The sequence below is a fragment of the Actinocorallia aurea genome (genome assembly GCF_054783995.1).
In genome coordinates, this window is sequence record NZ_BAAGPQ010000016.1 from 33,385 (window position 1) to 57,433 (window position 24,049).

Annotated in this window: 24 protein-coding genes; 16 read left to right on the forward strand and 8 right to left on the reverse strand. The window is 72.5% G+C overall.

Annotated elements, in window-relative coordinates; genetic code table 11:
- Window positions 1-126: 126 nt before the first annotated feature.
- The 5 genes from mftE to mftA all read right to left on the reverse strand — a co-directional run bounded on the left by mftE (window position 127) and on the right by mftA (window position 3,818).
- Window positions 127-855 (reverse strand): mycofactocin biosynthesis peptidyl-dipeptidase MftE, encoded by a 729-nt coding sequence (mftE, locus tag ACYVOM_RS22055; protein WP_460305348.1) that lies wholly within the window; start codon window positions 853-855, stop codon window positions 127-129.
- 19 nt (window positions 856-874) lie between these two features.
- Complete coding sequence (mftD, locus tag ACYVOM_RS22060) at window positions 875-2,065, reverse strand: pre-mycofactocin synthase MftD (RefSeq protein ID WP_460305349.1); 1,191 nt, start codon at window positions 2,063-2,065, stop codon at window positions 875-877.
- A gap of 116 nt (window positions 2,066-2,181) precedes the next feature.
- Entirely contained in the window at window positions 2,182-3,423 is a 1,242-nt protein-coding gene (mftC, locus tag ACYVOM_RS22065) for a mycofactocin radical SAM maturase (protein ID WP_460305350.1), read from the reverse strand.
- Complete coding sequence (gene mftB / locus ACYVOM_RS22070) at window positions 3,420-3,698, reverse strand: mycofactocin biosynthesis chaperone MftB (protein ID WP_460305351.1); 279 nt, start codon at window positions 3,696-3,698, stop codon at window positions 3,420-3,422. The genes mftC and mftB overlap by 4 nt, the downstream gene beginning before the upstream one ends.
- Before the next feature lie 6 nt (window positions 3,699-3,704).
- Complete coding sequence (gene mftA / locus ACYVOM_RS22075) at window positions 3,705-3,818, reverse strand: mycofactocin precursor MftA (protein WP_460305352.1); 114 nt, start codon at window positions 3,816-3,818, stop codon at window positions 3,705-3,707.
- Window positions 3,819-3,947: 129 nt separating this feature from the next.
- Here mftA and mftG point away from each other — a divergent pair, with 129 nt between their 5' ends.
- Window positions 3,948-5,474, forward strand: coding sequence for a mycofactocin dehydrogenase MftG (gene mftG / locus ACYVOM_RS22080; RefSeq protein WP_460305353.1), 1,527 nt, complete (start codon window positions 3,948-3,950; stop codon window positions 5,472-5,474).
- A 208-nt stretch (window positions 5,475-5,682) separates the two neighbouring features.
- Here mftG and mftR read toward each other — a convergent pair whose 3' ends face one another.
- Complete coding sequence (gene mftR, locus ACYVOM_RS22085; RefSeq protein ID WP_460305354.1) at window positions 5,683-6,327, reverse strand: mycofactocin system transcriptional regulator; 645 nt, start codon at window positions 6,325-6,327, stop codon at window positions 5,683-5,685.
- A gap of 249 nt (window positions 6,328-6,576) precedes the next feature.
- Between mftR and ACYVOM_RS22090 the strand changes: the two genes are divergently transcribed.
- The 9 genes from ACYVOM_RS22090 to ACYVOM_RS22130 all read left to right on the forward strand — a co-directional run bounded on the left by ACYVOM_RS22090 (window position 6,577) and on the right by ACYVOM_RS22130 (window position 17,313).
- Window positions 6,577-7,116: an RNA polymerase sigma factor gene (locus ACYVOM_RS22090; RefSeq protein WP_460305355.1), complete on the forward strand. Its 540-nt coding sequence runs from the start codon at window positions 6,577-6,579 to the stop codon at window positions 7,114-7,116.
- Window positions 7,113-8,291: a CU044_5270 family protein gene (locus ACYVOM_RS22095; RefSeq protein ID WP_460305356.1), complete on the forward strand. Its 1,179-nt coding sequence runs from the start codon at window positions 7,113-7,115 to the stop codon at window positions 8,289-8,291. Before ACYVOM_RS22090 ends, ACYVOM_RS22095 begins: the two co-directional genes overlap by 4 nt.
- 632 nt (window positions 8,292-8,923) lie before the next feature.
- Complete coding sequence (locus tag ACYVOM_RS22100) at window positions 8,924-9,535, forward strand: fasciclin domain-containing protein (protein ID WP_460305357.1); 612 nt, start codon at window positions 8,924-8,926, stop codon at window positions 9,533-9,535.
- Window positions 9,536-9,579: 44 nt separating this feature from the next.
- On the forward strand, window positions 9,580-11,052 hold the full coding sequence (locus ACYVOM_RS22105; RefSeq protein ID WP_460305358.1) for a hypothetical protein: 1,473 nt from the start codon (window positions 9,580-9,582) through the stop codon (window positions 11,050-11,052).
- A 267-nt stretch (window positions 11,053-11,319) separates the two neighbouring features.
- Complete coding sequence (locus tag ACYVOM_RS22110) at window positions 11,320-12,900, forward strand: ABC transporter substrate-binding protein (RefSeq protein ID WP_460305359.1); 1,581 nt, start codon at window positions 11,320-11,322, stop codon at window positions 12,898-12,900.
- Window positions 12,901-13,511: 611 nt separating this feature from the next.
- Complete coding sequence (locus ACYVOM_RS22115) at window positions 13,512-14,471, forward strand: ABC transporter permease (RefSeq protein ID WP_460305360.1); 960 nt, start codon at window positions 13,512-13,514, stop codon at window positions 14,469-14,471.
- Between the two features lie 247 nt (window positions 14,472-14,718).
- Window positions 14,719-15,510: an ABC transporter permease gene (locus ACYVOM_RS22120; RefSeq protein WP_460305361.1), complete on the forward strand. Its 792-nt coding sequence runs from the start codon at window positions 14,719-14,721 to the stop codon at window positions 15,508-15,510.
- Window positions 15,507-16,625 carry an ABC transporter ATP-binding protein gene (locus ACYVOM_RS22125; protein WP_460305362.1) on the forward strand — a complete coding sequence of 373 codons (1,119 nt, stop codon included), beginning with the start codon at window positions 15,507-15,509 and terminating at the stop codon, window positions 16,623-16,625. The genes ACYVOM_RS22120 and ACYVOM_RS22125 overlap by 4 nt, the downstream gene beginning before the upstream one ends.
- Window positions 16,612-17,313, forward strand: coding sequence for an ABC transporter ATP-binding protein (locus tag ACYVOM_RS22130; RefSeq protein ID WP_460305363.1), 702 nt, complete (start codon window positions 16,612-16,614; stop codon window positions 17,311-17,313). Before ACYVOM_RS22125 ends, ACYVOM_RS22130 begins: the two co-directional genes overlap by 14 nt.
- Here ACYVOM_RS22130 and ACYVOM_RS22135 read toward each other — a convergent pair.
- Window positions 17,221-18,477 (reverse strand): sensor histidine kinase, encoded by a 1,257-nt coding sequence (locus ACYVOM_RS22135; protein ID WP_460305364.1) that lies wholly within the window; start codon window positions 18,475-18,477, stop codon window positions 17,221-17,223. The genes ACYVOM_RS22130 and ACYVOM_RS22135 overlap by 93 nt on opposite strands.
- Window positions 18,474-19,124, reverse strand: coding sequence for a response regulator transcription factor (locus ACYVOM_RS22140; RefSeq protein ID WP_460305365.1), 651 nt, complete (start codon window positions 19,122-19,124; stop codon window positions 18,474-18,476). Before ACYVOM_RS22140 ends, ACYVOM_RS22135 begins: the two co-directional genes overlap by 4 nt.
- A gap of 132 nt (window positions 19,125-19,256) precedes the next feature.
- Between ACYVOM_RS22140 and ACYVOM_RS22145 the strand changes: the two genes are divergently transcribed.
- The 6 genes from ACYVOM_RS22145 (at window position 19,257) to ACYVOM_RS22170 (ending at window position 24,019) form a co-directional block, all read left to right on the forward strand.
- Window positions 19,257-19,772, forward strand: coding sequence for a hypothetical protein (locus ACYVOM_RS22145; protein WP_460305366.1), 516 nt, complete (start codon window positions 19,257-19,259; stop codon window positions 19,770-19,772).
- A complete protein-coding gene (locus tag ACYVOM_RS22150; RefSeq protein WP_460305367.1) occupies window positions 19,772-20,827 on the forward strand; it encodes an efflux RND transporter periplasmic adaptor subunit in 1,056 nt (351 codons plus the stop codon). Before ACYVOM_RS22145 ends, ACYVOM_RS22150 begins: the two co-directional genes overlap by 1 nt.
- On the forward strand, window positions 20,824-21,486 hold the full coding sequence (locus ACYVOM_RS22155) for an ABC transporter ATP-binding protein (RefSeq protein ID WP_460305368.1): 663 nt from the start codon (window positions 20,824-20,826) through the stop codon (window positions 21,484-21,486). The genes ACYVOM_RS22150 and ACYVOM_RS22155 overlap by 4 nt, the downstream gene beginning before the upstream one ends.
- Complete coding sequence (locus ACYVOM_RS22160) at window positions 21,483-22,682, forward strand: ABC transporter permease (protein ID WP_460305369.1); 1,200 nt, start codon at window positions 21,483-21,485, stop codon at window positions 22,680-22,682. The genes ACYVOM_RS22155 and ACYVOM_RS22160 overlap by 4 nt, the downstream gene beginning before the upstream one ends.
- A 118-nt stretch (window positions 22,683-22,800) precedes the next feature.
- Entirely contained in the window at window positions 22,801-23,679 is an 879-nt protein-coding gene (gene ypfJ / locus ACYVOM_RS22165) for a KPN_02809 family neutral zinc metallopeptidase (protein WP_460305370.1), read from the forward strand.
- Window positions 23,680-23,728: 49 nt separating this feature from the next.
- Window positions 23,729-24,019 carry a type II toxin-antitoxin system VapB family antitoxin gene (locus ACYVOM_RS22170; RefSeq protein ID WP_460305371.1) on the forward strand — a complete coding sequence of 97 codons (291 nt, stop codon included), beginning with the start codon at window positions 23,729-23,731 and terminating at the stop codon, window positions 24,017-24,019.
- Window positions 24,020-24,049: the final 30 nt, after the last annotated feature.

Sequence of the window (24,049 nt, forward strand, 5' to 3'; positions counted from 1 at the left end):
CGGAACCCGTGCGTCCGAGGCCCTGTCTCCGCGGCGCGCCTTCGCGGGCGGCCCCTCCGTCAGCGGGGGCGGGACGGGGTCTGCCGTTCGAGGGCATGCCGAAGAGAAGTCTTGGCGGGGGCTGGATCAGGGGCCGTGCGGCTCAAGGAGGCGGCCCCGCTTGTCGGCGCGGCCTTCCCGGACCCGTCGGACGACCGCGGCGACCATCTGCGCGACGATGCGCTCGCCGGCCTCGGCCGTCGCGCCGGTCGGGTCGCCGAGCACGCCGGACGGCGAGACCGCGCGCACTCCGCCCGCGAGCAGTTCGGGCATCAGCTCCACGAGCGGCCGGGTGTCGCCCGCGACGGCGTCGGCGAGCCGCACCTTCCCGGGGTCGAGGTGCAGCATCACCGACGTCTCGGTGAAACCCGCGTGCGGATCGGCGCCGGGCGCACCGCAGGGCGCCCAGGCGACGTCGTGGCCTTCGACGCGCATCTGGGCGAGCGCGTCGTCCAGCGTGGGAACGTTCCCGCCGTGCCCGTTGACGAACACGACGCGCCCGGCCCACAGGGCGAGCGACCGGACGGTCTCGACGATCACCGCGCGCAGCGCCGTGTGGCCGATGGAGACCGTCCCGGGGAAGCCGGCGTGTTCGCCGCTTGCTCCGAACGCGATCGCCGGAGCGACCAGGACGGGGCCGGGCAGCTCACGCGCGGCGCGGACGGCCACCGCCTCGGCGATCACGGTGTCGGTCGAGAGCGGCAGGTGCGGCCCGTGCTGCTCGGTCGCGCCGACCGGGACGAGCACGAGCGCGCCGTCGGGAATCCCCGGCCACACCGCGCCGCCTAGCGCGCGGGTGGCCGGGTCGTCGTCCATCTCGGTGTCCCGCGCCGGATCAGGACTCGGCGAGCCCGGAACCGCCGAGGGTCACCTTGAAGTCGCGCGGGATGTGCAGGTCGGCGGGCGACAGGTCCTTGACCGAGGAGTGGCCGAGGCCGAGGACCGCGGAGTCGAGACCGCCGCGCAGGATGTCGAGGACGTTCTCCACGCCGGCGGTGCCGTTCGCGGCGAGGCCCCACAGGTAGGCGCGGCCGATGAGGACGGCCCGCGCGCCGAGGGCGAGGGCCTTGGCGACGTCGCCGCCACGCCGCACGCCGCCGTCGAGGAGGACCTCGATCTGGTCGCCGACGGCGTCGGCGACGCTCGGCAGCAGGCGGATCGTCGCCGGGGTGGTGTCGAGGTTGTTGCCGCCGTGGTTGGACACGGAGATCGCGGTGACGCCCGCGTCGACCGCGCGCTTGGCGTCGTCCACCCGGGTCACGCCCTTGAGCAGGAAGGGGCCGCCCCACTCCTTGCGCATCCACTCGACGTCCTCCCAGCTGGGGGGAGGGGTCTGCATCCACTCGTAGTAGGCGCCGAAGAACGTCGGGGCCTGGCCGCCGGGAGGCTGGAGGTTGGGGGCGGTGAGGTCCGGGATCTTGCCGGTCTTGCCGAAGCGCCACAGCCAGCCGGGCCGGTTGACGACCTTCGGGGCCAGCTTGACCATGGTCTTGAGGTCGATCTTCTCGGGGATCTGGGGGCTGCCCCAGTCGCGGCCGTTGGAGAACGACCAGTCGAGGGTCGCGATGAGGGCCTTCGCGCCGGCCTCCTTCGCGCGCTCCATGCGCTGCACCATCGCCTCGCGGCTGCCGGTCCAGTACATCTGGTAGAAGACGTTCTGGTTGACCGCGCAGACGTCCTCGACCGAGCGGCTCGCGAACGAGGACAGGCCCATGATGATGCCCCGGTTGGCGGCGGCACGGGCGACGGCCACCTCGCCCTCGGGGTCGACGGCCTGCACGCCGGTCGGCGAGATCAGCACGGGGAACGACGACTCCACGCCCATGATCGTGGTGCTCAGGTCACGTTCGTTCTTGTGGCCCGCGACCTTCGGCGCGAACCCGAGCTGCGCGAACGCGTCGAGGTTGTCGTCGATCGTGCGGCCGCGCTCGGACCCGGCGACGAGCGCGCCGTAGACCATGCCGGGGAGCCGCTTCTTGGCCCGGCGCTGCGCTTCGGCGACCGTTTCGAACCAGGCGTTGCCCATGGGTGTTTCTCCTTGCCGAGAGCGCGGCGGCAGGGGTGGGGCTGCCGTGCTCGAAAAAAGATGTGGGGTGTGGCGGCGGGCGCTCTCGGGGGTGCCAAGCGCCCGCCCGGTGGGTGTCAGAGGGTGAGACCGGCCAAGGGGTTCTCTTCGCACGCGCTCACGGGGCGGCGGTCGGGCTCGGGGCGGGTCAGCGAGAGCTTCACCGGGACCGGGCGGGAGCGCGGCTTGGCCTTGCGCGAGTGGTCGGCGGACGGCTTGGGGATCTCCGAGCGGTCCTCGGGGCGGCCGGCCAGGAGCTGTTCGCCGTGGCCGACGACGCACTCCGGGTCGGGCCCGTCCAGCGGAAGGCCGGTGAAGAACTTCGCGGCCATGCAGCCGCCCTTGCAGGTGCTGTAGTGCGAGCAGGAGCTGCACGCCCCGCCCGTCTGCGGCTCCCGAAGGTCCTGGAACAGGCCGGACTCGCGCCACACTTCGGCGAAGCCGCCGGGCTGCCTCACGTTGCCGGCGAGGAACTCGTCATGGATGGCGAACGGGCAGGCGTAGACGTCGCCGATCGGGTCGATCAGGCAGACGACGCGCCCTGCGCCGCACAGGTTGAGGCCGGGAAGCGCCTGGCCGTAAGCCGACAGGTGGAAGAACGAGTCTCCGGTGAGCACCTTGTCGCCGTTGGCGATCAGCCAGTCGTACAGCTCGCGCTGCTGGCCGGGCAGGGGGTGCAGCTCGTCCCACACGTCGGCGCCGCGGCCGGAGGGACGAAGGCGGGTCAGCCGGAGCTGGGCGCCGTACTTGTCGGCGATCGCCTTGAAGTCGTCCATCTGCGGGATGTTGTGGCGGGTGCAGACGACGGACAGCTTGAAGTTCTTCATGCCGGCGTCGGAGAGGTTCTGCATGGCGCGGATCGCGGTGGCGTAGGAGCCGGGGCCGCGCACCGCGTCGTTCACCTCGGGGGTGGCGCCGTCGAGCGAGATCTGGACGTCGACATAGTCGTTGGCGGCCAGACGACGGGCGGCCTCGGGGGTGATGCGCACGCCGTTGGTGGAGAACTTCACGCCGACGTGGTGGGCCGTGGCGTAGTCCAGCAGCTCCCAGAAGTCCGAGCGCACCGTGGGCTCACCGCCGCCGATGTTCACGTAGAACACCTGCATGCGCTCCAGCTCGTCGATGACGGCCTTGCACTCGTCGGTGGTCAGCTCGCGCGGGTCGCGTCGGCCGGAGCTGGAAAGGCAGTGCTCGCAGGCCAGGTTGCAGGCGTAGGTCAGTTCCCAGGTCAGGCAGATCGGCGCGTCGAGACCGAGCTCGAACAGGTCGACCAGCCGCGGCCCGGGGGCGGGCGCGGCCCGCTCGGGGGTGATGGTCATGGGGTGGTCCTTTCGACGACCATCGCCGAGCCGACGAGGGCGCCGAGCGCCGCGCCGAACCGGGGCAGGTCGGTTTCGGGTACTCCGGCCGCCGTGCACGCGGCCCGTGCGGAGGGCGAGTCCTTGAGGGACTGCACGACCTCCAGAAGCACGCGGTCCTTGAGGAACGACAGCTTGCGGGTCCCGAAGTGGTACAGGAGCGCGCCGAAGGGTTCCGGCCGCACCGAGACCTGCGGGTGCAGGTCCCAGGCGCGGTCGAGGTCGAGAGCGGGCATGACGGCCTAGTAGACGCCGCACATGCCGTCGATCGAGACTTCCTCGATCAGCGACTCGACGAGTTCCACATCCTGGTTCTCGTTCATGGCACCTCCTGTTTCGGGTATGCGGAATCCCACCTGCGGGTGAGACGCCCCTCACGCTATCGGGACATGTCGGATACTAGTTACATCGAGTGCCAAAAGAAAGGGGTCACTTGCGATGAAGAGCGGTTCACCTGCGGAATCACCGCGCGAGGGGGCTCGCCGGTGAGCCGGCCGGACGTCGTCGTCGTGGGCGCCGGAGCAAGCGGCTCCGCCCTTGCGGCCCGTCTCAGCGAGGACCCTTCGCGCACCGTCCTTGTCCTCGAATCCGGCCCTGTGCCTGGTGATTTGTCCGGTTTCCCGGATCGGCTGCTCGACGCCCGGCTCGTCCCCGGAGCCCAAGCGGACGACCCCGCCGTCAGCACCCACCTCGTGCGGCTCACCCCCGGCCAGGCCTACGTGGCCACACGCGGCCGGTACCTCGGCGGCTCCACGACCGTCAACGGCGGGTACTTCATCCGGGCGCGCGAAGCGGACTTCACCCGATGGGCCGCCGCCGCCGGAGACGACCTGTGGTCCTACGAGCGCGTCCTACCGGTGCTCCGCCGGATGGAGAACGACCTCGACCTCGGCGCCGGGCCCCTGCACGGAGGCGACGGGCCCGCCCCCGTCCGCCGTACGCCGCCGGACCACCCCGCCGCAGCGGCGTTCCGCAAGGCGGCCCGCGCGCTCGGGTACCCGGAGGAGGCCGACAAGAACGCGCAGGAAGCGCCCGGATTCGGGGCAGTGCCCTCCAACTCCGTGGACGGGCGGCGGATCAACATGGGGATCGCCTACCTGCTCGGCGCGCTCGCCCGGCCGAACCTCACGGTCCTGGGCGGGAGCACGGTCCGGTCCGTCGTCCTCTCGGGCGGGCGGGCCGCGGGCGTCGTCGTCGAACGCGGGGGGCGCGCGGAGGTCGTCGAGGCGGGCGAGGTCGTCCTTTGCGCGGGAGCCTTCGCCACCCCGCACCTGCTGCACCTTTCGGGCATCGGACCCGCGCGCGACCTGGAGCGCGCGGGCATCCCCGTCGCCTTGGACCTGCCCGCCGTCGGGGCCGCGCTGAGCGACCACCCTCAGGTCGCGCTGGAATGGACGCCACGAAGGGAACTGCCCGAACCGTCGCAGACGTGGCTCGGCGGGGCACTGCATCTGACCTCGTCCGGCGGCGCGGAAGCCGGGGATCTGGAGGTCCTCCAGTCGCTCGTCCCGCTCGCCGGACTCGTCGGCGGGACCGTGGCGGTGCCCGGAGCGCCCCTGGCATTCCTCGCCTCCGTGCAGACCCCCAGGCGGACCGGCAGGCTGCGCACCGAATCCGCCGACCCGCGCGTAACGCCCCGGATCGACTACGGCTACCTGGAGACCGAGGCCGACCGGCGCGCCCTGCGCGACGTCGTACGGGCCGTCGCCTCGATCGTCGCCACGGACGCGTTCAGCGAGGTCTCCTCCGGCCTCGTAGAACCCGCCGCCCTGGACGACGACACAGCCCTCGACCTCTGGATCTCCACCCGCCTCGGTACCTCCCAGCACACCTGCGGAACCGTCCCCATGGGCACCTCCGCCGACTCCGCCGCGGACTCCCAGGGCCGCGTCCACGGGCTGAGCGCCCTACGCGTCGCCGACACCTCCCTCCTCCCCACCGCCCCCCTCCGCGGCCCCGCCAACACCGCGGTCCTCACCGGCGAGATCATCGCCGCCGCCATGCGCGAGTAGGCCTGGCCGCCGAGGGCCGCAGCTCCGGCGGCCCTCGGCGGCCCCGAAGATCCGGGCGATACCGCGGGCCGGGCTGCTCTCAGGACGCGGGGCCCGCAGCGGCGATGCCCTCGCAAATCCCGGTAGGGCGGTGTTCAGCGCGCCGCGCCGCGCTTGGGGCGCCGGTTCGGGCCGCAGACGCCTTCGAGGAACCCGCGCGGGGCAGTGTTCAGCGCGTCGGGCCGCCCTCAGAGGCGGGGTCGGCGGCGGCGATGCCTTCGGCGATCCGGCGCAGCGAGGCGTCGAGAAGGGCCGTCAGGTCTTCGGCGGCGTCCACCGACAGCCAGTACTCGTACGCGGAGATGGACGCGGCCAGCACGGCGTAGCCGGCGAGCAGAGGGAGCATCGCGGTGGGCGGCTGCCCTGTGCGCGCCGCGACGAACGCCGCGACGATCTCCCGCCAGGCGGCGTAGCGGAGGGTCGCGTCGGCCTGGAGGGTGGGCACCCGCAGGATCAGCTCCATGCGCTGGCGGTGCCACGGCACTTCCTGCGGGTCGTACCGGTTGAACGCCACGACCGCCTCGCGGACCGCCTCCATCATCGGCGCGCCGGGATCGGCGTCGTCCAGGAGGGTGCGCAGCCTTTCGAGCTGGCCTTCGAAGTCGCCCCACACCAGATCGGTCTTGGAGGCGAAGTAGCGGAAGAACGTGCGCCGCCCGATCCCCGCGGCCGCCGCGATGTCGTCGACGGTGGTCTCGTCGAAGCCCCGCCGCGCGAACAGCTCGAACGCGAGCCGCTCCAGGGCCGCCCGCGAGGTGACCCGCGGCCTCCCCAAGGCCGCCCGGCTCGTCCGCTTGGCGCTGTCCGTCTGCACCTCCCCAGGGTTTCACGTCCCGTCGCCCGCCGCGAAACGCACGCCGCCCCGTCTCCCGATCCTCCGGCGCGCCCGGTCCGGACGCGGCCGCGAGCACCGGCGGCAAATTCCCTGGAGTGGCATTTCCGGGACATCTTCCCTGGTCAGGATCATGAAGTGGTCGGGTTTTGGGAAATCGGCGGTAACGATGGGCGGTGCGGGACCACTTCCCTGTGAATGCGAAACGGACCCGAGGAGGGAGGTGAACGCGTGAGCGAGAACGAGAAGCGGTTCTCGGCGATCTACGACGAGTGCCGCGGGCATGTCTGGGCTTACGCCATCAGCCGGGGCGGGCGGCGTGTCGTGGAGGAGGTGGTCAGCGAGACCTTCACCGTCGCATGGCGGCGTCTCGCCGATGTGCCCGATCCCCCGCTGCCCTGGCTGCTGGGCGTCGCCCGCAATGTGCTGCGCGAGGGATACCGCGCCGAGATCCGGCGGGAGGAGTTCGTCGCGGAACTGCGCGAGCGGACCGCACCCCCACAGAGCGACGTCGCCGATGACGTCGCCGAGCGCATGACCGCGCTGCGCGCCCTGGCCGAACTGCCCGAGGACGAGCGCGAGTTGCTCGTGCTCGTCGCCTGGCACGGCCTGTCGCCACGCGAGGCCGCGAAGGTGGTCGGCTGCTCGGCCGCCACGCTGCGCGTCCGCCTGCACCGGGCGCGCCGCCGCCTCCAGCAGGCGATGGAACGGCCCGCCGACCCACGTCCCGTCCGCCCCCGCGTGGGGATGATCCGCGAGGAGATGCCATGAGCCACGAGTCCCTGCGCCTGCTCCACCAGGCGCGTCCCGCCGACCTCGACCCCGGTCTGCCCGTCTCCGAGGAGACCCGGCGGGCCGAACTCGCCGCCGCGATGGCCGCCGCCGCGCCCTCCACCGAGGCGGAGGGCGCGCGGCGGCCCGCCACCCGGTCAGTCCGGCTGGGCTGGGGCGCCGGCCTGGTCGGCGTGCTCGCCGCGGCGGCGGTCGCCGTGGGCGTCGTGCCCGCCGTGGTCCCGGCCGACGGCGGCACCGGCCCATCGCGCCCGGCCGCGCCCGCGGCGCCCGGCACCGTCGCCCTCGACGCCGAGACCGTGCTGCTCGCCGCCGCGCACGGCGCGGCAGGCGCCCCGGAGGAGACGGGCGACTACTGGAAGCGGGTCGCGGTCTCCCGCTCCTACTCCCGAGCGGGCCAGGGCGCCTCCGCCTACACCGTCGTGACCACGGTCCAGGACGAGACCTGGACCCCCAACGTCACCGACGGCCGCCAGTGGTACAGCCGGCACGATCTCGGCACCGTCCCGGCCTCCCCGCAGGATGAGGAGGCCTGGCGCGCCCAGGGCTCCCCCTCCTCCATCGAGGTCGACATCGCGCGCGGCAAGAAGGGCGCGGGCGGCCTCGTCCGCCTGGAGACCGGCCCAAGCCCGGCCGAGACCGGAAGCGCGCCGCTCGTCGACGGCGACAAGGTCTTCTGGCTCGGCCGCAACGTGTCCATGCGGGATCTGCGGGAGCTCCCCGCCGACCCGGCGAAGCTGCGCGCCTCCCTGCTGCGGTTCTACACCGGCTCCGACACCGAGGCGTCGAGCGTGCCGATGGAGCGGGACGCCTGGCTGTTCCGCGTCGTGTCGGGGATGGTCACCGACATGCCGCTGCGCCCCAAGACCATGTCCGCCGCCTTCACTCTTCTGTCCGGTCTGAAGGGCGTCACGGCCCTCGGCGAGGTGAAGGACCCCGAAGGACGCCCCGCCGTGGCCGTCTCCGCTGTGGAGAAGACCCCGAACGGCGTCCTCGAACACCGCATCTACCTGGACCGCGCCCAAGGCCGAGCCCTCGCCTCGGAGATCCTCGTCAAGCAGCCCGCCGGCCTGAACGCCGCCCTCCCCGCGGGCTTCCCCCTCTCGTCCACCACCATCATCTCCACCACCTGGACCCCCACCCACACCTCCTGATCCCCGAAACCCCGGGCGCGCCCTTCCCCTCCTCGTGCCCGGGGCCTCGCGGGCCGGCACACGCTTCCTTTCCACCACCCGACACGACCCGGGAGGCGACCCGCACAGGAGGACGACCAAGGCGCAGACCTCGCACAAGGCCGACCCCGGGGACGGCCCACACGGAACCCCACCCTGATGCGGCCCACACGTGGAGGACGACCCGCAGCCCGCACGAGAACCCAACCCTGGTGGCAGCCCACAGAGAACGAACCCCGGGGGCGGGCCCATACGAGAAACCGACCACGGCCTGCACGGGAGCAAGGCCGGGGAAGTCGGTCCGCACGGGAGCCGGACCGGAGGCAGGCCAGAGGGGAGAGCAAGCCCACCGGAGAGCGCGGTCTGCGCGGGGCCAGACCGTGGGGGAAGGTCTGCACGGAGGCCAGGCCGGGGAGGGAGGTGGGGAGAGGGGGGTCGGCTGGGGCGGGGTGCGATCGGGAGGAAGAGGTCAGTGGGTCGGGGTGGAGCGTGCCTGTGGAGTTTCCGGGTGGATCGCCGGGTGCGGGTGTGAAGGGAGGAAAGGGCGGGAACGGGCTTGATCATCGGCCGAGCCGACAGCGGGGAAGGCCGGAGACGGGCGATTCGGGGGGATCATGAAACTTGGTGTGCTGGCGGCGGGCGCCGTCATGCTGGCGGGTGTCGCGGGGTGCGGCGGGCAGGCCCAGGAGGCCGCGGGCAAGGGGGAGAAGGCCGCGACGAGCCAGGCTCCCGCGGCGGTCGCGGTGCCGGCCGAGGCCCTGCCGCAGACCTTCGGCACCGGGTGCGCCGCGCTCCAGGGGGCCACGGGCGCGAGCCTCACCGCGATGGCGGCCCGGCCCGTGGTGACGGCGCTGGCCGACAGCCCGGAGCTGGCCTCGTTCGCCTCGGCGGTGCGCAAGGCCGGAATGGTCGAGACCCTCGACACCGCGCCGGAGATCACGGTGTTCGCGCCGAGCAACGCCGCTTGGTCCACGGTCAAGAAGTCCGACATGGACGACGGCATGGTCCTCACCGGCATCCTCATGAACCTCATCGTCGAGGGCAGGCACGGGCCCGAGGACCTGGGCTCGGGCGAGCTGGAGACGCTGCGCGGCACCACCCTGAAGGTCGGAGGCGCGAACGGCGCCTACGACATCAGTGGCGCGAAGGTCCTCTGTGGCAACATCAGGACGGGCAACGCCACGGTCCACGTGATCGACAAGGTCCTGCTCCCGCCGGAGGAGTGACCGGGTCCGGTGGTCCGGCCGGGACCAGACCGCGAGGAGGGCGTATGGACATCGGTTCGCTGGAGGAGCAGGTCGGGTTCCTCGTGGGTCTGGGCACCCGTCCGACGGGCTCGGCGGCCCACCGGGCGCTGGTGGAGGACGTGGCGGCCCGGTGGGCGGCGTTCGGTCTCGAAGTGCACCGGGACCGGCACGCCTTCACCCGCTGGGAGGCGCCGGAGGGTTCCGTCCGCCTTGAGGTGGACGGGCGCGGCATCGCGGTCTCCGCGCCGTACCCCTACTCCGGGACGACGGGCCCGGAGGGGGTCTCCGGGCGGCTGCACCTGCTCGACGGCCTGGTCCGGCACTGGCGCCGGGCGCGCGGCGGGATCGCGGTGGTCGAGGTGCCGCACCGCGAGGTGCCCTTCGATCTGCTCGTCGGCGGCTGGGAGGACGGCGACACCGCGCGTCCCCCGGTCGCCAACCCCGTGGTCACCGCCACGCTCTTCGGCCCGTCGCTGGCCGCCGCCCGCAAGGCGGGGGTGCTCGGGGTGATCGCGGTATGGCGCGGCCTGTCCCCGGGCAACGCCCAAGGCCAGTACCTGCCCTTCACCTTCCCCTACCGCGATCTGCCCGCCGTCTGGGTGGCGGGCGAGGCGGGCGACCGCGTCCTGGCCGCCGCGAAGGCGGGCGCCGAAGGCCGGCTCGTCCTCGACGCGGTCCTCACCGAGCACGCCGAGGCCGAGACCCTATGGGCGGTCTCCGAACCCGCCCCCCTCCCGTCGTCTTCGGCGGACTCGGACGGGCCGGGCAGGGGGGCCGCGATGGAGGCCGAGGAGTCGGTGCTCATCGTGTCGCACAGCGACGGGGTCAACGCGGTCGAGGAGAACGGGCATATCGGGCTTGTCGAGATGGTGCGGGACGCCGTGTCCCGGCCGCACCGGCGGCGTCTCGTGTTCGTGCTGACCTCGGGCCACCTGCGCATTCCCGCGGTGACCGCGCACGGGCAGGCGACGACGGCCTGGCTGGAGGCCCATCCGGAACTGTGGAAGGGCGGTCCGGGCCGGTCCCGCGCCGTGGCGGGCCTCGTCGTTGAGCATCTGGGCGCCCGCGAGTTCGCCGACGACCCCGCGACGGGCGGCTACGGCCCGACCGGCGCCCTGGAGCCCGAACTCCTCTACGCGACGACCCGGCAGCTCCGCGACCTCGCCCTGGCGGAGTGGACGGGCCCGGCACCGGCCCCGACGGAGGTCTGCGCGCCGGGTCCGCTCGTCCACTTCGGCGAGGGCGAACCCCTCTACGAGCACCGCATCCCCGCGGTCTGCCTCGTCACCGCCCCCCAGTACCTCCTCGCCGAGACCCCGCACGACGCCTCCCTCACCGACCTCCCCTCCCTCCAACGCCAGATCGAGTCCTTCATCCGGCTCCAACGCCACCTCGACGCCCTCCCCTCCTTCACCCCCGTCCCCCGCCCGTCCCGCCTGCGCAAACTCCTCGCAGCCCTCCGCGCCGCCCGAGTGGCCCTGACCCCACCCCCCTGACCCCAACGTCACATCCACATACCCGACTTCGCCCGCAACGGCACCGTCTGCGCCATCTCAAGACGCGACGCCGCACCCTCGGCGCGCGGGCTCGTTCGCATGGCGTCGGCTGTGTTGCGGGGGGATCTATGTTTCACGTGAAACCGTGGGGAATCGCGGTCTCGCAACGGGGATAGGTGCCTGACTGGGCAGGTTTGGTGTCCTATGCTGTGGCCTCATAGCTATTGCGAGGTTATCGCAATAACGAGTGAGAGGCGGGACCTTCGGGTGCATCTGTGGAAGACGGGGACGGTCGCGGTCGCGGCGTCCATGCTGCTGGTCGGCCTCGCCGCCTGCTCATCCTCCGCGCCCTCCGGCGCCGCCGATGCGTCGCTCACGATCGGGGTCTCCTACGAGCCGGAGAGCCTGAGCCCGCTGCTCGGCTACGGCAAGGACGGCAACTCCAAGATCTTCGACGGCCTCCTCCAGCGGAACCAGCAGATGAAGCTGGAACCCGCGCTCGCGACCGAACTGCCCGAGGTCTCCGACGACGGCCTGACGTACACCTACCGGCTCCGCGAAGGCGTCACCTTCAGCGACGGCAAGCCGTTCACCGCCGCCGACGTCGTCTTCACCTACACCACGATCCTCGACGAGAAGACCAACAACGCCTACGCGAGTGAACTCGCCGCGATCGAGAAGGTCGAGGCCAGCGGCTCACACCGGGTGGTCTTCACGCTGAAGTACCCGTACACCCCGTTCGTCGAGCGGACCGTCCTGCCGATCGCGTCCGCGCAGGACGCGGGCGGGCAGGACCCGAACACCGGCTCCTACAATTCCGCGCCCATCGGAACCGGCCCGTACACGCTCGCGTCCTGGCGCAAAGGCGAGAAGCTGACGCTCAAGGCGAACCCCGACTACTGGGGCGGCGCGCCGGAGATCACCGATGTCACGGTCGCGTTCATCGCCGACGACGACGTCCGCGCGACCCGGCTGCGCGCGGGCGAACTCGACGGGGCCGCCCTTCCGCCGTCGGTCGCCGAGCCGTTCCGCGACCTCGACGGCATGACCGTGCTCAACGCCGAGTCCGTCGACTACCGCGCGGTCACCCTGCCGACCGGCAATCCCGTGACGGGCGACAAGGCGATCCGGCAGGCCCTCAACCTCGCCGTCGACCGGGACCTCATGGTCGAGTCGATCCTGAAGGGGGCCGGCCGCCCCGCCTACGGCGCGATCCCCGACGACAGCACATGGTTCCTGCAGGGCGCCAAGCCCACCCGCGACGAGGCGAAGGCCGCCCGGATCCTCGAAGACGCGGGATGGAGGCTCGGCGATGACGGCGTCCGGGAGAAGGACGGGCGGCGCGCGTCGTTCACGCTCTGGTACTTCTCCGGCGACAAACTCCGCCAGGACCACGCGCTCGCCTACGCCTCGGACGCCAAGAGGATCGGGATCGAGGCGAAGGTGCAGGCGGGCACCCGCGAGGTCGTGCAGCCGCTGCTCGGTGCGGACGCGATGCTCGCGGGCGGCGGCAACGGGTTCGACCCCGACTTCGACCTCTACCCGGCGCTGTACTCCGGCCTCGGCGGCGACGGCTGGAACAACATGCCGCACTACGCCGACGAGTCCGTCGACCAGGCCCTGGAGCTCGGCCGCGAGAGCAGCGACGAGACGGAGCGCAAGGTCGCCTACGACACCGTCCAGGAGCGGTTCGCCGACGATCCGAGCTACACGTTCCTCACCTTCATCGATCACGTGTACGTCATGGCCGACGGCTACACCGGCCTCTCCACGCAGGTCGAGCCGCACGACCACGGCCTGGCCGGCGGCCCCTGGTGGAACCTCCAGGACTGGTCCCTCCCCCAGTGACCCCGCCACCCGACCCCGGCCTCCCCCGACCCCCCGACGCCGACGACTCCGCAGCGAGCACCCGCACCGACTCCCCCGACCCGCCCCCGCACACCCTTCCCGCGAACGCCGACGCCGCCCCCGGCCCGCGCCCGGATTCGACCGAACCCCCGACCACGCAAACCCAGAGCCAGGTACCCGCCGAAGCCCCATTCGACCCGCACCGGGGCCCCGTCGAGCACCCGGCCGAGCAGAGGCCAAGCCGGGTGCCGACCGACGCCGCCCATGTTCCACACCAGAACCCCGTCGGGAGCCCCGCCGACGCGAACCCGAGCCAGGAACCGATCGAAGCCGCCCGCGATCCGCGCCAGGACCCCGCCGAGGGCCCGGCAGGGAAGAAGCCGAGCCAGGAACCGCACGATCCGTGCCAAGGTTCCATCCAGGGCCCGGTCAGGAAGATGCCGAGCCAGGTACCGACCGAAGCCACGCACGATCCACGCCAGACTTCCGTCAGGGGCTCTGCCGGGAAGATGCCGAGCCAGGGGCCGGCCGAAGCCGCCCGCGGTTCGCGCCGGGGGCCCGTCAAGGGCTCGGCTCGGGGAGGGCGGGGGCTGGCGGGGCCGCTGGGGCGGTTGGTCGGGAGGCGGCTGGTCGCGGCGGTGCCTGTGCTGGGGGCGGTGACGTTCGGGGTGTTCGCGCTCGCCGCGGTCTCCCCGTTCGATCCCGTGCAGCAGTACCTGGGGTCGGCGGGGCTCGCCGCGTCCCAGGAGACCCTCGACCAGGTGGCCCGCAACCTCGGCGTCGATGTGCCGTTCTGGCATCAGTGGTGGAACTGGCTCACCTCCGCTTTCACCGGTGATCTCGGCGTGTCCAGCACGTACCGCCAGCCCGTGTCCGAGGTGCTCGGCGCCCGGCTGGGCTGGACCGCGCTGCTGTGCGCGGTCGGGCTCGCGCTCGCCGTCGCCGTCTCGGTGGCGCTGGGCGTCGCGGCGGCGCGGCGTCCCGGCGGCCTGATCGACCGCGCGGCGACGTCGCTGGCCTACACGTTGGAGGCCGCTCCGTCCTTCTGGGTCGGGCTGCTCGCGATCTGGCTGTTCGCGCTGCGGCTCGGCTGGCTTCCCGCGGGCGGCCTCACCGACCCGGGCAGCGACGAGACGACGTTCGGCGGGGTCGCCGAACACCTGGTCCTGCCCGCTGTCGTGCTCGCGATCTCCCAAATGCCATGGTTCCTGCTCTATGTCCGCCAAGGGGTGTCCGACGCGCTCGCCGAGGACCCCGTGCGCGGTGCGCGCGCCCGGGGGCTGCGCGAGCGCACCGTGCTGTTCGGCCACGCGCTGCGCTCCGGCCTCCTGCCGGTCCTCGCCCTGATCGGCACCCGGACGCCCGAGGTGATCACGGGAGTGCTGCTCATCGAGACGGTGTTCAGCTGGCCCGGCCTCGCCTCGGCCACCTCCGAGGCGGCGATGGCCGCGGACTTCCCGCTGCTCGCCTCGGTGACCACCCTCGCCGCCGCGGCCGTCCTCCTCGGCAACCTCCTCTCCGACATCCTCTACGGCCTCGCCGACCCCCGCGTCTCCCTGGAGGACCTGTGACCTCCCACCCGGCCCCCACCGTTCCCGCGACCACCCGACACGACCAAGCGCCACCCCCGGCCGCCCGCCGTCCCGGTGCGCGCCCGGGTGCTCGGAAGGCGTGCCCGTGAGCGGGGCACCCACGCGGAGCGCGCCCGCGAGGAACGCGCGGGCCGCCGCGAAGGACGCTGTCAGGAGTGCCCGGAATGGGCGCCCGGGGCGGCGCGGCGAGGCGGGCCGGCATGCGGTGCGGTTCCGGGTGTCCGCCGTGCTGGTGTTGCTGATCGCGCTGGCCGTGCTGTGCGTGCCGGTGCTCTTCCCGCTGGACCAGCAGGCCGTGGATCTGCGCAGCACCCTCCAGCCGCCCTCGTGGCGGCACCCCTTCGGGACCGACGGCAACGGCAGGGACGTACTGCTGCGCTGCGTGTACGGGCTGCGCGTCTCGCTGTTGGTCGGGCTGGTCGCGGCGTTCGGCGCGGCGGTGATCGGCACCGCCGTGGGCGCGACCGCGGGCCTGTTCGGCGGGCGGGCGGACCGGCTGGTGATGCGCGTGGTCGACACGTTCTCGGCCGTGCCGCACCTGATGCTCGGCATCTTCATCGTCGCGCTGTTCCGCCCCGGGGTCTGGCCGGTGGTCATGTCGATCGGGCTGACGCACTGGCTGTCGACGACCCGGATCGTCCGCGCGGAGGTGCTGTCGCTGCGCTCGCGCCCGTTCGTGGACGCGGCGATCTCCGGCGGGGCCTCCCGGCTGCGGGTGGCGACCCGGCACCTCGTCCCGGCCGTACTGCCGCAGGCGGGCCTGGCGGCGGTGCTGCTGGTGCCGCACGCGATCTGGCACGAGACCGCGCTGTCGTTCCTCGGCCTCGGCCTGCCCTCCCACCAGGCGAGCCTCGGCAACATGATCTCCGACGCGCGCGGCACGCTCCTTGCGGGCGACTGGTGGCCGACGCTCTTTCCCGGGCTCTTCATCATCGTGCCCACCCTCGCGATCGCCGGGCTCGCGGGCGCCTGGCGGGAGCGCCTGAACCCGCGCCGCCGATCGGAGCTGATGCTGTGACCCCGCCCGACCCCTCGCGCACCGCGCGCCCTGCCGACGGCATCGCGCCGCAGGGCTCCGGCGAGGCGCGGCCGCTGTTGGAGGTCCGCGGTCTTTCTGTCAGGTTCGCCGTCCGGCGGGAGAAGGCGTGGCGGGAGGTCTCCGCGGTCTCCGATGCGGCGTTCGATCTCGCTCCCGGCGAGTGCCTCGCGCTGGTCGGCGAGAGCGGGTGCGGGAAGTCCGTGCTGGCCTCTGCGCTGCTCGGCCTGCTGCCCGGCAACGCCGGCGTCGCGGGCAGCGCGCGTCTGGACGACGGCCTCGACCTGCTGGGCGCCTCCGAATCCGTGCTCGCGGGAAGTGTCCGCGGGCGGCGCGTCGGCCTGATCCCGCAGAGCCCGGCGAACCATCTGACGCCCGTCCGCACGATCCGCTCCCAGCTCGCCGAGACGATCCGGGAGCTCACCCCCGAGGCCGACAGGCGGGCCGCCGTCCTTGCGGCCGCCGAACGCGCCCTCTTCCCCGCCGACCACCTCGATCTGTACCCGCACGAGCTGTCCGGCGGCCTCGCCCAGCGGGCGGCCGCCGCGCTCGCCCTCGTCGCCGACGCGCCCCTGCTGCTGGCCGACGAGCCGACGACGGGATTGGACCGCGACCTGATCGATCGGATGGCCGCCGAGTTGCGCGGACTCGTCGACGCGGGCCGTTCCCTGCTCCTCATCACGCATGATCTGACGGCCGCCGAGCAGGTGGCCGACAGGGTGGCCGTGATGTACGCCGGACGGATCGTGGAGATCGCCGACGCGGCCGCGTTCTTCGGCTCCCCCGGCCCCCGGCACCCGTATGCGCGGGGTCTTCTCGACGCCCTGCCGACCCGGGCGTTCACTCCCGTGCCCGGCATGCCGCCCGCCCTGGACGACCTGCCGCCGGGCTGCGCCTTCGCCGCCCGCTGCCCTGCCGCGACCTCTGTGTGCACCACCGAAATCCCCCTCCTCACCCACCGCGACCACCGCCCGGCCTGCCATCACCCGGCCGGTTCCCACACACTGCCACGCCCCACTGACATTCCGTCACGCCCCGAAGAGAATTCCGGTTCGTCCGCATATGCCGTCGGGGAGTCGACCGATGCCGTCCGCTAAGACCACCACGTCAAGCGCGCTAGAGCTCCGCTCGATCACCGCCGGGTATCCGGGCCGTCCCCCTGTCGTCCGGGGCGTCTCGCTGACGATCGGGGCCGGCGAGTCGGCCGCCCTGCTCGGCCCGAGCGGCTGCGGCAAGTCCACGCTCGCCAGGGTGGCCGCGCTCCTCCACCGCCCGGCCTCCGGCGAGGTCGTCCTGTCGGGCGCGCCCGCGACGGGTTGGCGCTACCGGGCCTCGCGCGCCCAGCGGACGTCCGTGGGCCTGGTCTTCCAGCAGCCCCGCACGGCGGCCGACCCCCGGCTGTCCCTCGCCGATCTCATCGCCGAGCCGCTGCGGGCGTCGAAGGCCGTCAGTCGCGGTGACCGCGCGGCCGTGGAGCGGAAGGTCCGGCCCCTCGCCGAGCGGGTCGGGCTCACCCCCGACCTCCTGGTGCGCCGTCCCCACGAGGTCAGCGACGGCCAACTCCAGCGGGCCTGCGTCGCGCGCGCGCTCGTCCTCGGCCCCTCCCTGCTCATCTGCGACGAGATGACGGCCATGCTCGACGCCTCGACGACGGCCGCTCTCGTCTCCGTCGTCGAGGAGTACCGGGCGGAGTCAGGCGCGGCCCTCCTTGCCGTGGGCCACGACCGTCCGCTCCTCGCCCGCTGGTGCTCCCGGGTCCACGACTACGCCTCGCTCGGCGGCTGATCCGCGCAGCGCCCCCGGGACGGGCGGGAACACCACGGTGTGGACGAGCCCGCCGGACCCGCCCGGCACCGTTCGCAGCCTGGCCCCGTGCGCCTGGACGAGGGACCTCACGATCGAAAGCCCGAGCCCCGCCCCGGGTGCGTGCAGGCGACTCTTGTTACGCCGATGGAAGGGCGTGAACAGAGCGGGGATCTCATACGCGGGTACGACAGGCCCCGTGTTGGAGACGCTCAGGTAAGCCGCGCCCTCCGGCCCCGTCCCCGTGACGACCTCTACCCGCCCGCCCTCCGGCAGGTTGTGGCGGACGGCGTTCTCCACGAGGTTCTGGACGAGCCGTTCCAGCAGCACCGCGTCCCCGATCGCGGGCGCCTCGTCCAGCCGCACCTCAAGGCCGACCCCTTCACGCGGAACGCACACGGCGACGTGCTCGGCGATGTCGGCGACGTCGAGGTAGGCCCGCTCGGCGATCTCGGCGTCGGAGCGGGCGAGCAGCAGCAGTCCCTCGATGAGCCTTTCGTGCCGCGCGTTGATCTCCAGGAGGGTCTCGCCGAGCTGGCGCACCTCGGCTGAGGCGTTCCGCCGGTGCACGGCGACCTCAAGGAGCGCCCGGTTGAGGGTGAGCGGGGTGCGCAGCTCGTGTGAGGCGTCGGCGATGAAACGGCGCTGGCCGTCGAAGGAGGCGTCGAGCCTTTCGAGCATGAGGTCGAAGGTGTCGGCGAGTTCGGCCACTTCATCGCGCGGCCCGGTGAGCCCGATCCGCTCGTGCAGGCCGCGGTCGGCGGCGGGAGCGTGGGCGATGCGCCGCGCGGTCTCGGTGACCCGCTGGAGTGGTTGCAGGACCCGTCCGGCGAGCAGCCACCCGAACGCGACGGCGGCGGTCCCGACGATGACGAGGGCGATCGCCCCCTGGGTCAGCAGGGACCCCAGGACGTCGTTCTGAGCCGCCTGGAGCTGCCTGAACTCCTGGACCTGGGGCACCATGCCGCCCGCACCGTCGGTCAGGAATCCGCTCTTCGTGATCACCTTCTGGTCTCTGGGCAGATTCGCCGCGACCAGGGCATAGGTGACGACCAGGAGGACGACTCCGGCGAGCACGAAGAGCCCGCCGAACACCGCGGTGAGCCGCATCCGGATCGTCATGCGCGCGTGCAGCGGAGACCTCATGGGATCCGGTACCCCGCTCCCGGCTCTGTGAAGATCACGGCGGGTTCGCCGAGTTTGCGGCGGAGTTTGAGCACCGCGACGCGGACCGCCCCCGTGAAGGGGTCGGCGTGCTCGTCCCACGCCTTCTCCAGCAGCCTCTCGGCGGAGACGACGCCGCCGTCGGCGCGCAGCAGCTCGGCGAGTACGGCGAACTCCTTGCGGGACAGCGCGACATACCGCCCGTCCCGGAAGACTTCACGACGGTGCGGGTCGAGCCGGATCCCGGCCCGTTCCAGGACGGGCGGGCGGTCGCCGCCGCCCCGTCTGCCGAGCGCGGTGACGCGGGCGGCGAGTTCGGCGAAGGCGAAGGGCTTCGTCAGGTAGTCGTCGGCGCCGAGCGCGAGGCCGGCGACCCGGGCGGGCACGTCGGCCGCGGCGGTCAGCATGAGCACGCGTGCGGCTCCGGGGGCCAGGGCGCGGCAGACGTCGTCGCCGTGCACGACGGGAAGGTCGCGGTCCAGCACCACGACGTCGTAGTCGTGCACGCCGATCCGCTCCAGTGCCGCGCCGCCGTCGCTCGCGATGTCGACGGCGTGGGCGTCGCCGCGCAGCCATTCGGCGACGGCGTCGGCGAGCAGGGGTTCGTCCTCCACCACAAGGATGCGCATGGCCCATCGATACCGGCGCGGCCGTTGCCTCGGCGTTAAGGCGTTCGGAAACCGCCGGGTAACGCCCGGCTCGATCTACTGCGCTGCGGAAGGCCGGGAGGTTCCCGGCCGGAAGGGCAGAAGATGCGCCTGATGACGGGCTTCGCACTCGGCCTCCTCATGTTCGGTGCCGCGGCCTGCGGCGCCGAGGAGTCCCCCGGAATCGCGACGGCCGGGGGCACGCCGACGTCGACGGCGTCCGCCGCCGCGCAGGAAGGTTCGCCCGTGGCCTACGCGGCCTGCATGCGGGAGCACGGCGTGCCGATGGAGGACCCCGAGACCGACGCCGAGGGCCACGTCAACATCAAGCTGACGATCCCCAAGGGCATGGACAAGGCCAAGGTCGACGCGGCGCAGGAGGAGTGCCGCAAGCTCATGCCGAGCGGCGGCACGATGGGCAAGCCGGACGCGGAGCGGCTGGAGCGGACGCGGGAGATGGCCCGCTGCATGCGTGAGAACGGGGTGCCCGGCTTCCCCGACCCGAACGCCGAGGGCGGCATCGCCATCACTCCGGACAGCGGAGTGAACCCGGACGATCCCGCGTTCAAGGCCGCGCAGGAGAAGTGCGAGCCGGCCGACGCCGGTCCGCGGGTCGAGGAGAAGAACTGATGCGGCGGCTGCTGCTCGCCGTGGGAGCCGTCCTCGCCGTGTCGGGCGCGGTGGCGGCTTCGGCCGCCGCGCTGGGCGCGCGCGGTGGCGAGTCCCCCGAAAGCGAGAGCGTGCTTCCGCCCGCGACGGCGGCGGTCGTCCGGCAGACCCTGCGCGACACGCAGGACGAGTCCGGCACGCTCGGCCATGGCGACGACATCAACGTGGCGTCCGGCCTGTCGGGCACCTTGACGGGAACGGCGAAGTCCGGAAGCACGGTACGCAGGGGCGGGACCCTGTACCGGGTCGATGACGACCCTGTCGTTCTCCTCTACGGCAGCCTGCCCGCCTACCGTGTCCTGTCTTCGGGTTCGTCCGGACGCGATGTCCTCCAGTTCGAGAAGAACCTGTGGGCTTTGGGCTACCGGGGCTTCACGGTCGACAAGGAGTTCACCTCCGCGACGGCTTCGGCGGTCCGGGACTGGCAGGACGACCTGGGCCTGGAGGAGACCGGGACGCTCGATCCGGCCCGCGTCCACTACGCCGACGGGGCTTCCCGGGTCCGTTCCGTCCAGGCCGACAAGGGCGATGTCGTCCGGCCCGGCTCGGAGGTCCTCGCGCTGACGGGCCGGGAGCGAGCCGTCACCGTCTCCCTCTCGGTGGACGACCAGCGCCTGGCCAAGAAGGGCGCGAAGGTCGGCATCACCCTTCCCGACGACAAGACGACGACGGGACGGATCACCGACGTCGAGACGGTGGTGACCCCGGCCGAGGACGAGCGTTCGGATCCGGAGACGGGGCTGGAGGTGACGATCGCCTTGGACGAGCCGAAGGATGTGGGTTCCCTCAATGAGGCGTCCGTGACGGTCGCCTTCACCGCGGAGGTACGCGAGAACGTCTTGGCCGTCCCGGTAGGCGCTCTCCTTGCCCTCGCGGAAGGCGGCTACGGAGTGGAGGTCGTGGAAGGCGGCCGTACCGAGGTCGTCGCTGTGGAGACGGGAATGTTCGCGGGCGGACTCGTCGAGGTGACCTCCTCCGGCCTGGCCGAAGGCGACGTCGTGGGGGTGCCCGAATGACGCAGGTCGTGGAGCTCGTCGGGGTGAGCAAGGTGTACAGCGGAGGTGTGGCGGCCGTCCGTGACGTCTCCCTGTCGATCGGCCAGGACGAGTTCGTAGGCATCGTCGGGCCTTCGGGCTCGGGCAAGTCCACGATGCTGAACCTGATGGGCACGCTCGACAGGCCGTCCGAAGGGATCGTGCGTGTCGCCGGGCAGGAGGTGTCCCGCTTGTCTGACGGGAGGCTCTCGGCCCTGCGGGCGCACCGGATCGGCTTCGTCTTCCAGCAGTTCCATCTGACCGCGGGCCGCTCCGCGCTCGACAACGTCGCCGACGGGCTCCTGTACGCGGGGGTCCCGCTGCGCGAGCGGCTGGCGCGAGCGGAGCGGGCGCTGGTCCGGGTGGGACTCGGTGCGCGGCTGCGGCACCGGCCGGCGGAGCTGTCGGGCGGGGAGCGGCAGCGGGTGGCGATCGCCCGCGCGGTCGTCGGCGATCCGGCGCTCCTGCTGGCCGATGAGCCGACCGGCAACCTCGATTCGGTGTCCGGCGCGGGCGTGATGGAGGTCCTGCGCGAGCTGCACGCGGCGGGGACGGCGGTCGTGGTGATCACGCACGACCAGGAGATCGCCGCGGAGCTGCCGCGCCGGTTCGCGATGCGGGACGGAGGGCTGGTCCCGTGACCGTCGAGTCCCCGCCGCCGTCGCGGCTGCTCCCCCGGGACGTGCTGCGCACGGGTGCGGTCGGCCTGCGCTCCCGCAAGATGCGCGCTTTCCTTAGCGCGCTGGGCATCGCCCTCGGGATCGCCGCGATGGTCTCGGTGCTCGGGGTCTCCTCGTCGGGCCGGGCCGAGGTCGACCGGGCGCTCGCCGCGCTCGGCACGGACCTGCTGACCGCCGCGCCGGGCCAGACGATGTTCGGCGAGACCGCCGTGCTGCCCGAGGAGTCGGTGGCGATGGTCTCCCGGATCGGCCCGGTCCGCAGGGTCGCGGCGACCGGGATCGTCCCGGACTCCAAGGCCTACCGATCGGACCGCATCCCCGAGGCACAGAGCGGCGGCCTGTCCGTCCAGGCGGCCCATCTCGACCTGCCCGGCACGGTGAGCGCCCGCGTCGCGGCGGGGACGTGGCTGAACGCGGCCACGGCTCGGTATCCGGCGACGGTGCTGGGCGCGGACGCGGCGCGGCGGCTCGGGATCGGCGCCCCGGGCGGCCGGGTGCTGCTCGGCGGCGAGTGGTTCACGGTCGTCGGCGTGCTCGCGCCGGTCGAGCTGGCTCCGGAGCTGGACTCCGCGGCGCTCGTCGGTTGGCCCGCGGCACGGGAGCGGCTGGGGTTCGACGGCCGTCCGACGTCCGTCTACACCAGGACGGGCGACGCGCATGTGGAGGACGTCCGCGCGGTGCTGGCGGCGACGGCGAACCCGGAGGCGCCCGGTGAGGTCGACGTGTCCCGCCCGTCGGACGCGCTGGCGGCCCGGCAGGCCACGGACCGCGCCTTCACCGGGCTCCTACTCGGGCTGGGCGCCGTCGCGCTGCTGGTCGGCGGGGTCGGCGTGGCCAACACGATGATCATCTCGGTGTTGGAGCGTCGGGCGGAGATCGGGCTTCGCCGCGCGCTGGGTGCGACCCGTAGGCATGTCCTCGCCCAGTTCCTCACCGAGTCGCTGCTGCTGTCGGCGCTGGGCGGGGTGGGCGGGACGCTGCTGTCGACGGCGATCACCGCCGCCTACGCGGTCTCGCGGGGCTGGCCGGTCGCCATCCCGCTGTGGTCGCTGCCCGCCGCGCTGGGCGTGACGCTGCTGATCGGCGCGCTCGCGGGGCTCTACCCGGCGACGCGGGCGGCCCGCCTCTCCCCCACGGCGGCCCTCAGCGCCCCCTAAGGAGATACGCCAGAACGCCCGGCCGCCCTCGCGCGGTCGGGCGTTTTGCTGCCTATTTCGGGATAGCCAGATGTTTTACAGGGCTTATCACGACACTTCTATGGCTATCTGAAATTGCGTGGACTTCAATGACGACGTGCGGCTGGACCCGTCCCAGGTCGAGGTGAACCGGGGAGGGGGGCGGGGCCGGAACGTGGCGATGGGCGGCGGCCTTATCGGCATCCTCGGTCTGCTCGCGGCGATCTTCTTCGGGACGAACCCATTCGAGCAGGGACAGTATGCCCAGCAGCCACAGCAGGCGCCGCAGGAGGTCCAGGAGGCGAGCGACGTCCAGAAGAAGTGCCTGACGGGCGTCGACGCCGAGCAGGGAGGCGACTGCCTCGTGGTGGGCGTCGTCAACAGCATCCAGGACTACTGGGCGAAGGTGTTCGCCAACAGCGGCCTCACCTACACGCAGGCCAAGACCCAGCTCTTCGAAGGCGGCACACAGACGGCCTGCGGTTACGCGACGGCAGAGGTGGGTCCCTTCTACTGCCCCGCCGACCAGAAGGTGTACCTGGACCTCACCTTCTTCGACGACCTGCAGGCCAAGTACGGCGCCGAGGGCGGAGACGCCGCCAAGGCCTACGTGATCGGCCACGAGTACGGGCACCACGTACAGAATCTCCTGGGTGTGATGAACAAGGTCCAGCAAGGCACGTCGGGGGCTTCCAGTCCCGCGGTGCGGATGGAGCTCCAGGCCGACTGCTACGCGGGCGTCTGGATGCGCAACGCCGTCCAGACCGGATATCTGGCGCAGATCACTCAGCGGGATCTCGACCAGGCGCTGAGCGCGGCGCAGGCCGTCGGCGACGACCGGATCCAGTCCCGCTCGCAGGGCTACGTCCGCCCTGACGCCTTCACGCACGGCACCTCCGCGCAGCGGACGAAATGGTTGACCGAGGGGTATTCCTCCGGTGATCCGTCGCGTTGCAATACGTTCAAGGGCTCGATCTAGGAGCGTGCACTGATGACCGCCCTACAGCCCGAGCCCTAGACTCCGATCCGTGATCTTCAAAGCGGTGGGCGACGGACGCCCCTACCCCGACCACGGACTCCAGCCTCGGGACTGGGCCAAGATCCCCCCGCGCCAGATCCGCCTGGACGAGCTCACCACCACCAAGCGCGAACTCGACCTCCACTCCCTCTTGGCCAAGGACTCCACCTTCTACGGCGACCTCTTCCCCCACGTCGTCCACTGGCAAGGCGACTTCTACCTCGAAGACGGCCTTCACCGGGCCCTCCGCGCCGCCCTCCACCAGCGCACCGTCCTCCACGCCCGCGTCCTGGACCTCTGACACCCTTAGGCGCTTATGGCATGAAAGGGC

Excerpts from the sequence above, each read along its gene's own strand:
- mftC (WP_460305350.1), bottom strand. The coding sequence starts at position 3,423 with ATGACCATCACCCCCGAGCGGGCCGCGCCCGCCCCCGGGCCGCGGCTG.
- ACYVOM_RS22145 (WP_460305366.1), top strand. The coding sequence starts at position 19,257 with ATGACGGGCTTCGCACTCGGCCTCCTCATGTTCGGTGCCGCGGCCTGC.
- ACYVOM_RS22130 (WP_460305363.1), top strand. The coding sequence starts at position 16,612 with ATGCCGTCCGCTAAGACCACCACGTCAAGCGCGCTAGAGCTCCGCTCG.
- mftD (WP_460305349.1), bottom strand. The coding sequence starts at position 2,065 with ATGGGCAACGCCTGGTTCGAAACGGTCGCCGAAGCGCAGCGCCGGGCC.
- ACYVOM_RS22150 (WP_460305367.1), top strand. The coding sequence starts at position 19,772 with ATGCGGCGGCTGCTGCTCGCCGTGGGAGCCGTCCTCGCCGTGTCGGGC.
- ACYVOM_RS22135 (WP_460305364.1), bottom strand. The coding sequence starts at position 18,477 with ATGAGGTCTCCGCTGCACGCGCGCATGACGATCCGGATGCGGCTCACC.
- ACYVOM_RS22105 (WP_460305358.1), top strand. The coding sequence starts at position 9,580 with ATGGACATCGGTTCGCTGGAGGAGCAGGTCGGGTTCCTCGTGGGTCTG.
- mftB (WP_460305351.1), bottom strand. The coding sequence starts at position 3,698 with ATGCCCGCTCTCGACCTCGACCGCGCCTGGGACCTGCACCCGCAGGTC.
- ACYVOM_RS22140 (WP_460305365.1), bottom strand. The coding sequence starts at position 19,124 with ATGCGCATCCTTGTGGTGGAGGACGAACCCCTGCTCGCCGACGCCGTC.
- ACYVOM_RS22155 (WP_460305368.1), top strand. The coding sequence starts at position 20,824 with ATGACGCAGGTCGTGGAGCTCGTCGGGGTGAGCAAGGTGTACAGCGGA.
- ACYVOM_RS22095 (WP_460305356.1), top strand. The coding sequence starts at position 7,113 with ATGAGCCACGAGTCCCTGCGCCTGCTCCACCAGGCGCGTCCCGCCGAC.
- mftE (WP_460305348.1), bottom strand. The coding sequence starts at position 855 with ATGGACGACGACCCGGCCACCCGCGCGCTAGGCGGCGCGGTGTGGCCG.
- ACYVOM_RS22100 (WP_460305357.1), top strand. The coding sequence starts at position 8,924 with ATGAAACTTGGTGTGCTGGCGGCGGGCGCCGTCATGCTGGCGGGTGTC.